We start from the raw sequence: 13,381 nt of genomic DNA on the forward strand, positions 1-13,381 counted from the left end.
GCGGTTGCACCGCTCGGGCATGCTGAACGCATGTGCAAGCCGAGGGTGCCGTGACCGCTGTTCCCTTCCCCATCCCCCGAAACCTGCGCGAGTCCATCGAGGAGGACGAAGACCCGGAACGTGAGGAGTGGCTGCGCCGGCTGCCCGGCACGATCGCCGAGCTGACCGAACGCTGGGAACTGCGGCTGGACCCTCCGTTCGAACCCGGCGGCACGATCTCCTGGGTGGCCCCGGCGAGCGACCGTGACGGCGAGGCCCGGGTGCTCAAGGTCAGCTGGGCCGGCCCCGAAACCCTGCACGAAGCCGAAGGCCTGCGTGAGTGGGACGGCGACGGCACCGCCCTGCTGTACCGGGCGGAGCGGTTCGACCACACCAGCGCGATGCTGCTGGAGCACTGCCGGCCGGGCACCCCGCTGGCCCGGCTGCGCGCCGAGCCGGAGCGCGACGAGATCGTCGCCGGACTGCTGCGCAACCTCTGGCGGCATCCGGCGGACGGTCACCCGTTCCGTCCGCTGCACGTGATGTGCGACCAGTGGGCCGACGAGTTCGAGGAGGACTACGAACCCGGCGACCTGGATCCCGGCCTGGCCCGGGCCGGGACCGCGCTGTTCCGCGAGCTGCCCCGTTCCGCACCGGCCTCCGTGCTGCTGTGCACCGACCTGCACGCGGAGAACATCCTGGCCGGCGACCGGCGGCCGTGGCTGGTCATCGACCCCAAGCCGTACCTGGGCGACCCGCACTACGACCCGCTGCAGCACATGCTCAACTGCCCGGGCCGGCTGATCGCCGACCCGATCGGGTTCACCGACCGGATGGCCGGCCTGCTGGACCTGGACCGCGAGCGCCTGCGCGCCTGGTTGTTCGCCCGCTGCGTGCAGGAGGGCATCTGGCGGCCCGAGCTGGGCGTGGTCGCCGCCCGGATCGCGCCGGCATGAGCCGAGAGCCCTATCCACCCGTCGAGCCGTACCGGCACGGCCTGCTCGACGTCGGCGACGGCCAGCGGATCTACTGGGAGTGCTCGGGCAACCCCGACGGCAAACCCGCCGTGGTGCTGCACGGCGGACCCGGAGGCGGCAGCCGCCCCGGGCACCGGCAGTGGTTCGACCCCGAGCGGTACCGGATCGTGCTGCTGGACCAGCGCGGCTGCGGGCGCAGCACCCCGTCGGCCGCGACGGGAGACCTGAGCGCCAACACCACCGCGCACCTGGTCGCCGACCTGGAGCGGCTGCGCGAGCACCTGGGCATCAACCGCTGGCTGGTCTGCGGCGGCTCCTGGGGCAGCACGCTCGGCCTGGCCTACGCGCAGGCCCACCCGGCGCGGGTGTCGGAGCTGGTGCTGCTCAGCTTGGTGGGCAGCACTCGGCGGGAGATCGAGTGGATCACCCGGGAGATGGGCCGGGTGTTCCCCGCCGAATGGGCGCGGTTCCGGGACGGGGTACCCGAGGCGGAGCGGGAGGGCAACCTTTCCGACGCCTACCGCCGGCTGCTCGCCGATCCCGACCCGGCCGTGCGCGAACGCGCCGCGCGGGACTGGTGCGCCTGGGAGGACACCCACGTGGCCACCTACCCGGACCACCGGCCGTACCCGATGTTCCAGGACCCGGCGTTCCGCATGGTGTTCGCCAGGTTGGTCACGCACTACTGGGCGCACGGGGCCTGGTTGGCGGAAGATGCGCTGGTGCGGAACGCCGATCGCCTGGCCAGGACCCCCGGCGTGCTCATCCACGGCCGGCTGGACATCAGCAGCCCGGCCGAGTTCGCCTGGCGGCTGTCCCGGGCCTGGCCGGACGCGGAACTGGTGCTGGTCGGTGACGGCCACAGCGGACCCGGCCTGCTCGCCCCGCTGCTGGAGGCCACCGACCGGTTCGCCGGTCGGCGATGACCCGCGGCCGACCGGTCCCGCCCGACCCGATGCCGCTGTGGCGGGACGGGCGGCCGCGCAAGCTCTGGCGGTACGTCGGGGTGTACGGCCCGGAACTGTCCCTGTGCCTCGGCTCGGTGCGGGTCGGTCCGGCCGTCCAGTCGTTCTGGGCGGTGTGGGACCGCCGGCGCGACCTGCTCACCGAACGCACCGTGCTCGGCCGGGGCGGCGTCGGCCTGGGCACCCCCGGCCAGCCGGCGGACGAGCTGCGGGTGCGCGCCCACAACCTGCGCCTCGACCTGCGGGTGCGCGAGGACGAGCGGCCGGTCACGCTGGTCTCCCCGCACGGCCGCTCATACATCTGGACCCGCAAGGCCCCGGCGCTGGTCACCGGCACGGTGGCGCTGGACGGCCGGGAGCTCGCGGTCCGGGCGCGCGGGCTGGTCGACGACTCGGCCGGCTACCACGCCAGGGACACCGAGTGGCGATGGTGCGCCGGGGTCGGCCTGTCCACCGACGGGCAGCCGGTCACCTGGAACCTGGTCGCCGGCGTGCACGACGTGGAACCGCTCACCGAGCGCACGGTGTGGACCTCGGGGATGCCGCATTCGGTGCCGCCGGTGCGGTTCTCCACCCGGCTGGACCAGGTCATCAGCCCGGACGGCGGAGATCTCCGGTTCGTCGCGGAAGCGGTTCGCCGACGCGACGAACGGGTACTCGGTGGTCTGGTGCGCAGCGAGTACGTGCAGCCGTTCGGCGTATTCACCGGCCGGCTGCCCGGCGGGTTGGAGCTCGCCGAGGGGTTCGGTGTGATGGAGTGGCATCTCGCCCGGTGGTAGCTCGTTGGGCTGAACGCGGGGTGAAGGCGGAGGGGCGGGCAAGGTGCCGTACGACGTGGTTAGTGTTTACACCTTGACGATGGGCGATGAGCGCGGTCCGGCGACCGTCAGCGTGCACACCAGCGCGGACGCCGCCTGGCAGGCGCTGGACCGCGAGGTGCGCAGCCGGTGCGGGATGCGCCCGCGCCCCCGCCGCGTGGTGGACCCGGATGCCGCCACCCGCCTGGCCGACGCCTGGCGCTGGGGCAACCCGGAAGACCGGTTCTGGCAGATCTGCCCGCACCAGCTGTCGCTGATCGTGCCGGCGAACGCCCGCCCGTTGATGGCGCAGTAAACCTGCACGGGAAGTTACCAGGCAGTAAACTACTGGCGAGTACAGGCCGAAGAAGGCAGGTCCGCCATGGTCGAACCGATCGGTGTGCTGGGAACCGGCAGCTACCTGCCCACCCGGGTGGTGGAGAACGCCGAGGTCGCCGTCCCGGCCGGCGTCGACGCGGAGTGGATCGAGCGCAAGACCGGCATCCGGTCGCGCCGCCGGGCCGCGCCGGAGCAGGCCACGTCCGACCTGGCCGCCCGGGCCGCCGACGCCGCGCTGGAGGCCGCCGGAATCGAAGCCGCCGACCTGAGCTACCTGGTGGTCGCCACGTCCACCCCGGACCAGCCGCAACCGGCAACCGGTTGCCTCGTGCAGCACCTGATCGGGGCCCGGAACGCGGCCGCGTTCGACCTGAACGCGGTGTGCAGCGGCTTCCTGTTCGGGCTGGCCACCGCCGGGCGGCTGCTCGGCGGCGACGGCGGAGGCTACGGGCTGGTGGTCGGGGCGGACATCTACAGCCGCATCCTGGACCCCACCGACCGGCGCACCGCCGTCCTGTTCGGCGACGGAGCCGGCGCGGTGGTGCTGGGTCCGGTGCCCGCCGGACACGGCATGCTGGCGGTGCGAATGCGTTCCGACGGCGGCTCCCGGGGACTGATCGAGGTGCCCGGTGGGGGCAGCCGGATGCCGCCGTCGCCGGCCATGCTGGACGCCGGCGCGCAGTACTTCCGGATGATCGGCCGGGAGGTGAAGGACTACGTCTCCACGCACGTGCCGCCGCTGTTGCGCGAGGTCATGGGGGCCAGCGAACTGGCCGCCGAGGAGGTTGACCACTTCGTGCCGCACCAGGCCAACGGCCTGATGCTGGCCGACCTCGCCGGCCGGGCCGGGCTGTCCGAGGCGATCCGGACGAGCGTCTGGGACTACGGCAACACCGGCGCCGCATCGGTGCCGATCACCCTGGACGACACGGTCCGGGGCGCCGGGGTCGCCCCCGGCGAGACCGTGCTGCTGGCCGCGTTCGGCGGCGGAATGTCGATGGCGGCGGCGATGCTGCGCTGGTCCGCCTCGGCCAGGGCGCGAAGGGCGGCCTGAGCCGGGAACAACCGGGCGCGCCGGGTGGTCATAACCCGAGAGGCTTAGACGCGACTGGGAGGACCGGTATGACGCTCACCCACCGGCCGGGACCACTGGCCGGCACCGAGGACCAGCTCACCAACTACCGGATCGACGGCCCGAAGCACCGCCTGCTGATGCACCCGTTCCCGCGCCGGGTGCGCGCCGAGTTCGCCGGGGAGACCGTGCTGGACACCCGGGACGGGGTGCTCCTGCACGAGACCGGCCTGCTGCCGCAGCTCTACGTACCCGAGGCGGACCTGCGAACCGACCTGCTCAAGGCCACCGACCACCACACGCACTGCCCGTTCAAGGGGGACGCCTCGTACCGGTCCATCGTGGTCGGCGACCGGGTGGCGGAGAACGCGGTCTGGCACTACCCGGAGCCGATCGGGTCGGCCTCCTGGCTGGCCGGGTACGCGGCGCTCTACTGGTCGCGGGTGGACCGCTGGCTGGACGAGGACGACGAGGCCGTCGGGCACCTGACCGACCCGTTCCACCGGGTGGACATCCGGGCCACCAGCCAGCCCGTGCGTGTGCTCGCCGGCGACCAGCTGCTAGCCGAATCCACCCGCGCCCTGCTGCTCTCCGAGACCGGGCTGCCCAACCGGTACTACCTGCCGGTGGCGGACATCCGAGGCGACCTGCTGACCGCCACCGACACGCGCACGGTTTGCCCCTACAAGGGCTGGGCCAGCTACTGGACACCCACCGTGGCCGGCGAGAAGCTGACCGACGCGGTATGGGGCTACGAACACCCCTTGCCCGAAGCAGCCCGCCTGGCCGGCCACCGCAGCTTCCTCCACGACGGAATCACCGTCGAGGTCGACGGCAAACCGGTCTGACTCAGGACACTAGGCCCGGACGGTGGCCCCGCATCGCTCGGCGGCGACCGCTACGGCGGCGTCGCGGGCGGCGGTGGCCTCCTCGCGGGTGAGGGTGCGGTCCGGCGCGCGCATCCGCATGGTGAAGGCCAGCGAACGCTTGCCCTCGCCCACCTGGTCGCCGGTGTACACGTCGAACAGGCGCAGGTGCTCGAGCAGCTCGCCGGCCCCCTCGCGCAGCGCCTCGGCCACCTTGGCCGAGGGCTGCGCGGCGTCCACGACCAGCGCCACGTCCAGCAGCACCGGAGGGAAGGGCGAGACGCTCGGCGCCGGGCGCGGCTCGGTCAGCGGCAGGGCGTCCAGCGCCAGCTCCATGGCGCAGGTGCGGGCGGGCAGGCCCAGCGCCTCGGTGACCTTCGGGTGCAGCTCGCCGGCGTAGCCGACCGGCCACTCGTTCACCCGCAGCGCGGCGCACCGGCCGGGGTGCCAGGGAGCCAGCTCGGCGGCGGCCACGGTCAGCTCGACGCCCGCCGCCTCGGCCACCAGCCGGGCGGCCTCCACCGCGTCCGCCCAGGTGGCCGGGCGCCCCGGCCCCCACCAGCCGGGCCGCTCGCGCATCCCGGTGAGCGCCACGGCGACGTGCAGCGGCTGCGCCGGCAGGGCGGCCAGCAGGCCGCGGATCTGCTCGTCGGTGGGCCGGGTGTGCACCGGCACCGACGGCACCGGCTTCGGCTCGGCCTGCGGCAGCACCACCTGGCCGATGTGGAACAGCGCGGTGTCGGTGAGGCCCCGGGACACGTTGCGGGTCAGCGCCTCGAGCAACCCGGGCAGCAGCGTGGTGGCCAGCTCGCCGCGCTCCGCGTCCAGCGGGTTGAGCAGCCGCAGCGTGCGCCGGCGGGCGTCGTCCTCCGCACAGCCGAACGCGTCGAACACCGCGCCGGAGAGGAACGGGAACGGAATCACCTCGACGTACCCGGCCTCGGCCAGCGTGCGGGACACATTGCGCCGCCGCCGCTGGGCCAGGGTCAGCCCGCGCCCGGGCGGGGCCAGCGGCAGGACCGAGGGGATCTGCTCCAGGCCCTCCAGTCGCAGCACCTCCTCGACCAGGTCGGCCGGCGCCAGCAGGTCGGGCCGCCAGCTCGGCGGCGTGGCCACGATCTCGGCGTTTCCGGCGGAGGACCGCAGCTCGACCGCGCAGCCGATCTGACCCAGCCGCCGTGCCGTCACGCCGCGCTCGTAGCGCACGCCGGCAACCTGGTCCGGCAGCTCCAGCGGCATCACCACCGGCGCCGGCGCGGGCGCCTGGCCGGCGTCGGTCCGGCCGGCCGAGATCGCGCCGCCGCCGTAGCGCACCAGCAGGCTGGCCGCCCGCTCGGCGGCCACCGGGGGCAGCTCCGGGTCGACCGCCCGCTCGAACCGCCGGGACGCCTCGCTGGGCAGCTTGTGCCGGCGTGCCCCCCGGGCGATCACGGCGGGCTCGAAGTTGGCCGCCTCCAGCAGCACGTCGTCGGTGTTGTCGGAGATCTCCGTGCTGGCCCCGCCCATCACCCCGGCCAGGCCGATCGGGCCACTGCCGTCGGTGATCAGCAGGTCGTCCGGGTCCAGCTCCCGGGCGGCGTCGTCCAGCGTGGTGAGCTTCTCCCCCGACGCCTTGGCCCGGCGCACGACGATGTCGTCGGTGAGGGTCGCCGTGTCGTAGGCGTGCAACGGCTGGCCCAGCTCCATCATCACGTAGTTGGTCACGTCCACGGCCAGCGAGATCGGCCGCACCCCGGCGGCGAGCAGCCGGCGGCGCATCCACCACGGGCTGGGCGCCTTCGGGTTCACCCCGGTGACCCGCCGGGCCACGAACCGGCGGCAGCCGGCCGGGTCGTCCAGCCGCACCGGCCAGGCCTCGCCCTCGGCCTCCGGCACCTCGATCCGCGCCGGGTCCCGGAAGTGCGTGTCCAGCGAGCAGGCCAGCTCGCGGGCCAGGCCCCGCACCGAGAAGCAGTAGCCCCGGTCCGGGGTGATGTTCAGCTCGATGATCGGGTCGTCCAGGCCCAGCGCCTCGCGCGCGTCCTGGCCCGGCTCCCCGGTCTCCGGCGGCAGCACCAGGATCCCGGTGTGGTCGCTGCCCAGCTCCAGCTCCTTGAGCGAGCAGATCATGCCGTCCGAAACGTGGCCGTAGGTCTTGCGGGCGGTGATGGCGAAGTCGCCGGGCAGCACGGTGCCGGGCAGCGCGACGACCACCAGGTCGCCCTCGGCGAAGTTGGTGGCGCCGCAGATGATGCCCCTGGGCGCGATCTCGCCCACCTCGACCTGGCAGTACCGAATCGGCTTCTTCAGGTCCGGCAGCTCCTCGAACGACAGCACCCGGCCCAGCCGCAGCGGCCCGCTCACCACCGGCGGATGGTGGATCTCCTCAACCTCCAGGCCCACCCGGACGAACGCCTCACCGATCTGCTCGGCCGTGATGCCGCTCGGCAGCTCGACCTGGTCGGCCAGCCATGAGACCGAAACCCGCACGTCAACGCTCCTTGCCAGTGCCCCGAACCGGGGAGTAAGTGTCAGCCGCCGATGCCGAACGCGGCGCTGAACCGCACGTCGCCCTCGATCATGTCCCGCATGTCCGGCAGGCCGTTGCGGAACTGCAGCGTGCGCTCCAGCCCCATGCCGAAGGCGAAGCCGCTGTGGCGCTCGGGGTCCACGCCGCAGGCGCGCAGCACGTTCGGGTTAACCATGCCGCAGCCACCCCACTCCACCCAGCCGGCGCCGCCCTTCTTCTCCGGGAACCACACGTCGACCTCGGCCGACGGCTCGGTGAACGGGAAGTACGACGGGCGCAGCCGGGTCTTGGACTCCCGGCCGAACATCGCCCGGGCGAACGCGTCCAGCGTGCCCTTGAGGTGGGCCATGGTGATGCCCTCGTCCACCGCGAGGCCCTCCACCTGGTGGAACACCGGGGTGTGCGTGGCGTCCAGTTCGTCGGTGCGGAAGGTGCGCCCCGGGCACACCACGTAGACCGGCAGCGGGCGCTCCAGCAGCGCGCGGACCTGCACCGGCGAGGTGTGGGTCCGCAGCACCAGGTCCGAGTCGCCCTCGGTGTCCGGCTTGCCGTTCCGCCCGGACGCGATGTAGAAGGTGTCCTGCATCGCCCGCGCCGGGTGGTCCTTGCCGAAGTTCAGCGCGTCGAAGTTGAACCAGCCGGTCTCCACCTCGGGACCTTCGGCCAGCTCCCAGCCCATGCCGACGAACACGTCGGCGATCCGCTCGGAGAGCTGGGTGATCGGGTGCCGGGCGCCCCGGCCGATCCGGTCCCAGGGCAGCGTGACGTCGACCCGCTCCTCGGCCAGCACCCGGGCGTCCCGCTCGGTGACCAGCTCGGCGCGCCGGGCGTCGAAGGCCTCCTGCACCGCGACGCGCGCCTCGTTCACCCGCTTGCCGGCGTCGGCCTTGGCCTGCGGCGGCAGCGCGCCGATCTCCCGGCGCGCCGACAGCACGGGCGAACGGTCGCCGAGGTGCGCCGACTTCACCGCCGCCAGCGCGCCCAGATCCGCGGCCTCGGCGAACGCCTTCTTGGCGCGGTCCACGGCGGCGGCGAGCGCCTCGGGTTGCAGGGCGGCGACCTCTTTAGGGTCGTAGTTGTCGTTCACACCGGACATGTCGGAACGAGCCGCGCTCTCTTTGCTGGTGGGGGTTTCGGGTGGATCGGGAATCACGTGGCAGAAATCCTAGCCGGCCGCCGTGCCCTGGCCGTCGCATATACGCACACCGCGGCCGCCGTGGCCAGGTTCAGGCTCTCCGCCCGGCCGTAGATCGGCACCCGCACGCGCGCGTCCGCCTGAGCGACGACATCGGCGGGCAGCCCGTGCGCCTCACTGCCGAACAGCCATGCGCACGGCCCGCGAAGGAGATCCTCGGTGGCCGGGTCGTGCAGATCGTGCTCCCCGGCCGCCGTGGCCGCGAGCAGGCGCAACCCCGCGCGCCGGCAGCCGGCCAGCACCGCCGCCACGTCCCGGTCCCGGGCGATCGGCAGGTGGAACAGGCTGCCCACCGAGCCGCGCACGCACTTGCCGTTGTGCGGGTCCACGCCGTCGCCTGCCAGCAGCACCGCGTCCGCCCCGGCCGCGTCGGAGACCCTGATCACCGTGCCCAGGTTGCCCGGCTCGGACGCATCGACCGGCACGACCACCAGCTCCGGGTGCCCGGCCAGCGCCTCGTCCAGCGGCCGGTCCACCAGCGCGCACACCGCGATCAGCCCCTGCGGGGTGACCGTCTCGGAGAGTGCCTCGGCGGCGCGGTCGGTGACCTCGGACACCGCGATCCCGGCCCGGTGCGCATCCGCGAGCAGGCCCTGGTTCCGGTCGGCGGCGCCCCGGGTGACGAACAGCTCGAACACTCGGGCACCGGGCCGGCCGTCGGCGGAGGGAGCGGCCAGCGCCGCCCCTACCGCCTGCGCACCCTCGGCGAGGAAGCGACCGGCGCGCTCCCGGCCGGCTCGGCGCAACAGCTTGCGGGCGGCCGCCACCCGTGGCGTGCGTTCGGTGCATACCTCCGGCATGGCCGGCCGCGTCCGCTCCGCTATCCGATTCGCTCCGGTCGGCCGGTCAGGCCGCGGAGTCGTCCTTGTCCTTGCTCGCCGGCACGTTGGCCTTGGCCACCTCGACCAGCGCGGCGAAGGCGGCCGGGTCGTTGACCGCGAGCTCGGCCAGGATCTTGCGGTCAACCTCCACCTCGGCCAGGCGCAGGCCCTGGATGAAGCGGTTGTAGGTGATGCCGTTCGCGCGGGCGGCGGCGTTGATCCGGGTAATCCACAGCTGGCGGAAGTCCCCCTTGCGCGCGCGCCGGTCACGGTAGGCGTAGTTCAGCGAGTGGAGCACCTGCTCCTTGGCCTTGCGGTACAGCCGGGAACGCTGGCCGCGGTACCCGCTGGCCAGTTCGAGCGTCGCCCGCCGCTTCTTCTGGGCGTTGACCGCCCGCTTCACGCGTGCCACTGGTTCATCCTCATTCGGTCATCTGGGCGGGCTGGCCGCCGGGTCGGGGTTGGGTTACCTCGGCTCGGATTCAGCCGCCGAGCAGCTTGCGGACCCGCTTGGCGTCAGCGGGCGCGACCTCGGTGGTGCCGGAAAGCCGGCGGGTCTGCACGCTGGACTTGCGCTCGAGCAGGTGCCGCAGGCCGGCCTTCTGCCGCCGCAGCTTGCCGCTGCCGGTGACCTTGACCCGCTTCGAAATCCCGCTGTGCGTCTTGTTCTTGGGCATGACGAATTCCTCGCTGTTCTACTTCGGTGACGCTGGGCGCGCCGGGCTTGCGCCGGCGCCGATCGGGGCGGCTAGGAGTCGCTGGTCGCCGCGGCGGGCTTTACTGGCTTCGCCTTGTTCTTGTGCGGCGCGATCACCATCGTCATGTTCCGGCCGTCCTGCTTCGGAGCGGCCTCGACCACGCCGAGATCGCTGATGTCCTCCGCCAGTCGCTGCAACAGCCGGAAGCCCAGCTCCGGGCGGGACTGCTCCCGGCCGCGGAACATGATCGTCACCTTGACCTTGTTCCCATGCTCGAGGAAGCGCCGCACGTGGCCCTTCTTGGTCTCGTAGTCATGGGTGTCGATCTTCGGGCGGAGCTTCTGCTCCTTGATCACGGTCAGCTGCTGGTTGCGACGCGACTCGCGGGCCTTCTGCGCGCTCTCGTACTTGAACTTGCCGTAGTCCATGAGCTTGCAGACCGGCGGACGCGCCTGGGCGGCGACCTCGACCAGGTCGAGGTCGGCCTCCCGCGCAAGGCGGAGGGCGTCTTCAATGCGCACGATGCCGACCTGCTCACCGTTCGGCCCGACTAAACGTACCTCGGGCACCCGGATGCGGTCGTTGATGCGCGTTTCTGTGCTGATGGGTTCTCCTCTTGTGGATCGGGTTCCTCGCGGGGCACTCGCCGACGAGCACCAGCCACGATCACGCTGGGCAACGTCGCCGAACGCCCCTGGATTCCCGATCCACGACAAAGGCCCCGCCGCCACCCGGATATCGTGGCGTCGAGGCCCGCATCGACCGGCCGGCGAACGCCCAGATATCGGACGTTCGCACCACCACCGCCGTCACCGACGGTAGGACCGGACCCAGAAATCTCAGCGATACTGGGTGGGAGCGGGGCTCCTCTTGCCGCCCGCCACGCAAGCGCGACGAACTGGTCGTGCGGCCATCATAGCAGTGCCGGTCCACACAACCGCACCGCGCCACGCCCACCCTTGACCGACCGGTCAACTAGTCGATAGCGTGCCGGGCATGCCCCGACCCGTGGACACCCGCGAGCGCATCGTGCGCAGCGCGGCGCGGCTGTTCCTCGCGCGCAGCTACGCCGGCGTCGGGGTGGCCGACCTGTGTGAGGCGGCCGACGTGCGCCGGGGCAGCTTCTACCACTACTTCCCGTCCAAGGTGGAGCTGGCCAAGGCGGTCGTGGACCTGCACGCCGGCGAGTTCCACCGGCGGATGGCCGAGGCCCAGCGGGACCCCGGGGCCGACCGGCTGCGCGCCGCCGCCGACGCCGTGTTCACCATCCAGTCGGCGTTCGAGGGCAAGTTCGGCCGGATCGTCGGCTGCCCGTTCGGCAACCTGGCGGCCGAGCTGGCCACCACCGACGACGAGGTGCGCGCGCATGTGGCCGACGCCCTCGCCGGCTGGGAGGCCCGGCTGGCCCAGATCTGCCGGGAGGTGGCGGCCGACGGCGCGCTGCGCCCCGGCCTGGACCCCGACCGGGTGGCGCGCGCACTGCTCGCCCAGATCCAGGGCCTGATCCTGCTGGCCAAGGTGCGCGGGGACAGCGCCCGGAGCATCCGGGACGACCTCGGCACCGTGATCGACAGCTTCCTGATCACCCGGTAAAGGAGCCGTGGATGACCGATCCGACCGTTGTCGACTTCCATTTCGACCCGATGTGTCCGTTCGCGTACCACACCTCGCGGTGGCTGCGTGAGGTCCGCGAGCGGGTGGACCTCACCGTGCGCTGGCGGTTCTTCAGCCTGGAGGAGGTGAACCGCGCCGAGGGCAAGAAGCACCCCTGGGAGCGGCCCTGGTCCTACGGCTGGTCGCTGATGCGCATCGGCGTGCTGCTGCGCCGCCGGGACATGGCGTTGCTGGACGCCTGGTACCGGCTCACCGGCTCCACCCTGCACGAGCGGGGCGGCAAGCCACACGACCCGGAGGTGGCGCGCCGGCTGCTCACCGAGATCGGCGTCGAGCCCTCCCTGCTGGACGAGGCGCTGGCCGACCCGTCCACGCACGACGAGATCCGCGCCGAGCACGCCAAGGTGGTCGGGCGCGGCGGCTTCGGCGTGCCCACGCTGTTCGTGAGCGCACCGGGGCTACCCGCCGACCAGTGCCTGTTCGGCCCGGTGCTGGTGGACCCGCCGACCGGGGCGGCCGCCGAGCGGCTGTGGCGGACCGTCCTCGGAATGCTGGAGTTCCCGCACGTCTACGAACTCCAGCGGCCCAAGTCACCGGCCGACGAGGCGGTGATCGCCGATCGCCTGCGGCCCTACCTGAGCGGCCGGGACTGGGTCAGCATCAACCGGGGCGAGCTCGTCGAGTTCCCCACCGTCGAGGAGGCAAGGGCATGACCGCACCGGCGATCGACCGGCGGACCGTGGTCGACAACCTCGGCGAGGAGTGGGCCTCACTGGCCGCGCTGTTGGGTGAGTTGGCCGACGCGGACTGGCGAGCGCCGAGCGTCCTGCCCGGCTGGTCGGTGCAGGACGTGGTGGCTCACATGATCGGCACCGAGTCGTGGCTGGACGGCCAGACGCCGCCCGAGCCGGCCGAGGACCCGATGGGCCTGCCGCACGTGCGCAACCAGATCGCCGCGATGAACGAGCGCTGGGTGCTCTCCATCCGCCCGGAGGAACCGGGCCGGGTGCTGGACCGGTTCGTCGGCATCACCGACCACCGGCTCGGCGTGCTGCGCGGGATGTCCGACGAGGACTTCTTCCGCACGGCCTGGACACCGGCCGGGGAGGACACCTACGCCCGGTTCATGCGCATCCGGCTGTTCGACTGCTGGCTGCACGAACAGGACATCCGGGCCACCCTGGACCGGCCGGGGCACGACGGCGGGCCGTGCGCGGAGATGGCGCTGGACGAGGTGGCCGGCGCGGTCGGTTTCCTGATCGGCAAACGGGCCGGCGCACCGGACGGCAGCGCGGTCACCCTGCGGCTGACCGGCCCGGTGCACCGGGACTTCCACGTCGAGGTGGACGGCCGGGCCAAGGCGGTCGATCAGCTGTCCCGGCCGGCCACCGCGACGGTGGCCATGACGTCCAACCTGTTTACCAGGCTCACCGGTGGCCGGGTGGACCCGGCGGAGCACCTCTCCGAGGTGCAACTGTCCGGCGACACCGATCTGGGCCGGCGCATCGCGCTGAACCTGTCCTTCACCATCTGACCGGGCTACGCCTTG

15 protein-coding genes are annotated in these 13,381 nt (G+C 72.7%); 9 read left to right on the forward strand and 6 right to left on the reverse strand.

Annotation, left to right across the window (positions count from 1 at the left end):
- Positions 1 to 50 precede the first annotated feature (50 nt).
- From ABEB12_RS12370 to ABEB12_RS12395, 6 genes are all read left to right on the forward strand, one after another.
- On the forward strand, positions 51 to 935 hold the full coding sequence (locus tag ABEB12_RS12370) for an aminoglycoside phosphotransferase family protein (RefSeq protein ID WP_185061697.1): 885 nt from the start codon (positions 51 to 53) through the stop codon (positions 933 to 935).
- Complete coding sequence (gene pip, locus ABEB12_RS12375) at positions 932 to 1,882, forward strand: prolyl aminopeptidase (RefSeq protein ID WP_185061696.1); 951 nt, start codon at positions 932 to 934, stop codon at positions 1,880 to 1,882. The genes ABEB12_RS12370 and pip overlap by 4 nt, the downstream gene beginning before the upstream one ends.
- Positions 1,879 to 2,700, forward strand: coding sequence for a DUF2804 family protein (locus tag ABEB12_RS12380; protein WP_185061695.1), 822 nt, complete (start codon positions 1,879 to 1,881; stop codon positions 2,698 to 2,700). Before pip ends, ABEB12_RS12380 begins: the two co-directional genes overlap by 4 nt.
- A gap of 79 nt (positions 2,701 to 2,779) precedes the next feature.
- Positions 2,780 to 3,034, forward strand: coding sequence for a hypothetical protein (locus tag ABEB12_RS12385; protein WP_221498149.1), 255 nt, complete (start codon positions 2,780 to 2,782; stop codon positions 3,032 to 3,034).
- Positions 3,035 to 3,100: 66 nt separating this feature from the next.
- Positions 3,101 to 4,111, forward strand: coding sequence for a beta-ketoacyl-ACP synthase 3 (locus ABEB12_RS12390; protein WP_185061693.1), 1,011 nt, complete (start codon positions 3,101 to 3,103; stop codon positions 4,109 to 4,111).
- A gap of 68 nt (positions 4,112 to 4,179) precedes the next feature.
- Positions 4,180 to 4,977 carry a DUF427 domain-containing protein gene (locus ABEB12_RS12395; RefSeq protein WP_185061692.1) on the forward strand — a complete coding sequence of 266 codons (798 nt, stop codon included), beginning with the start codon at positions 4,180 to 4,182 and terminating at the stop codon, positions 4,975 to 4,977.
- Between the two features lie 9 nt (positions 4,978 to 4,986).
- Here the strand turns inward: ABEB12_RS12395 and pheT are convergent, their stop codons facing one another.
- The 6 genes from pheT to infC all read right to left on the reverse strand — a co-directional run bounded on the left by pheT (position 4,987) and on the right by infC (position 10,823).
- Positions 4,987 to 7,464, reverse strand: a complete 2,478-nt coding sequence (gene pheT / locus ABEB12_RS12400; RefSeq protein ID WP_185061691.1) for a phenylalanine--tRNA ligase subunit beta — start codon at positions 7,462 to 7,464, stop codon at positions 4,987 to 4,989.
- Between the two features lie 41 nt (positions 7,465 to 7,505).
- Entirely contained in the window at positions 7,506 to 8,600 is a 1,095-nt protein-coding gene (pheS, locus tag ABEB12_RS12405) for a phenylalanine--tRNA ligase subunit alpha (RefSeq protein ID WP_185061690.1), read from the reverse strand.
- A 53-nt stretch (positions 8,601 to 8,653) separates the two neighbouring features.
- Entirely contained in the window at positions 8,654 to 9,499 is an 846-nt protein-coding gene (locus ABEB12_RS12410) for a TrmH family RNA methyltransferase (protein ID WP_185061689.1), read from the reverse strand.
- A gap of 46 nt (positions 9,500 to 9,545) precedes the next feature.
- Entirely contained in the window at positions 9,546 to 9,932 is a 387-nt protein-coding gene (gene rplT, locus ABEB12_RS12415) for a 50S ribosomal protein L20 (RefSeq protein ID WP_185061688.1), read from the reverse strand.
- 70 nt (positions 9,933 to 10,002) lie between these two features.
- Positions 10,003 to 10,197 (reverse strand): 50S ribosomal protein L35, encoded by a 195-nt coding sequence (rpmI, locus tag ABEB12_RS12420; protein WP_185061687.1) that lies wholly within the window; start codon positions 10,195 to 10,197, stop codon positions 10,003 to 10,005.
- Between the two features lie 71 nt (positions 10,198 to 10,268).
- A complete protein-coding gene (gene infC / locus ABEB12_RS12425; RefSeq protein ID WP_345702781.1) occupies positions 10,269 to 10,823 on the reverse strand; it encodes a translation initiation factor IF-3 in 555 nt (184 codons plus the stop codon).
- Between the two features lie 391 nt (positions 10,824 to 11,214).
- On the opposite strand from infC, the gene ABEB12_RS12430 reads away from it, so the two are divergent.
- From ABEB12_RS12430 to ABEB12_RS12440, 3 genes are read left to right on the forward strand one after another with little or no spacing between them, the layout of a single operon-like run.
- The gene (locus ABEB12_RS12430; protein WP_185061686.1) at positions 11,215 to 11,811 is read left to right on the forward strand and encodes a TetR family transcriptional regulator C-terminal domain-containing protein; all 597 of its coding nucleotides are present in this window, start codon (positions 11,215 to 11,217) and stop codon (positions 11,809 to 11,811) included.
- An 11-nt stretch (positions 11,812 to 11,822) separates the two neighbouring features.
- Entirely contained in the window at positions 11,823 to 12,545 is a 723-nt protein-coding gene (locus ABEB12_RS12435) for a mycothiol-dependent nitroreductase Rv2466c family protein (protein ID WP_185061685.1), read from the forward strand.
- Complete coding sequence (locus ABEB12_RS12440) at positions 12,542 to 13,366, forward strand: maleylpyruvate isomerase family mycothiol-dependent enzyme (protein WP_185061684.1); 825 nt, start codon at positions 12,542 to 12,544, stop codon at positions 13,364 to 13,366. Before ABEB12_RS12435 ends, ABEB12_RS12440 begins: the two co-directional genes overlap by 4 nt.
- Positions 13,367 to 13,381: the final 15 nt, after the last annotated feature.

It is taken from the genome of Actinospineispora eucalypti, from assembly GCF_039543365.1.
Taxonomy (GTDB): domain Bacteria; phylum Actinomycetota; class Actinomycetes; order Mycobacteriales; family Pseudonocardiaceae; genus Pseudonocardia; species Pseudonocardia eucalypti.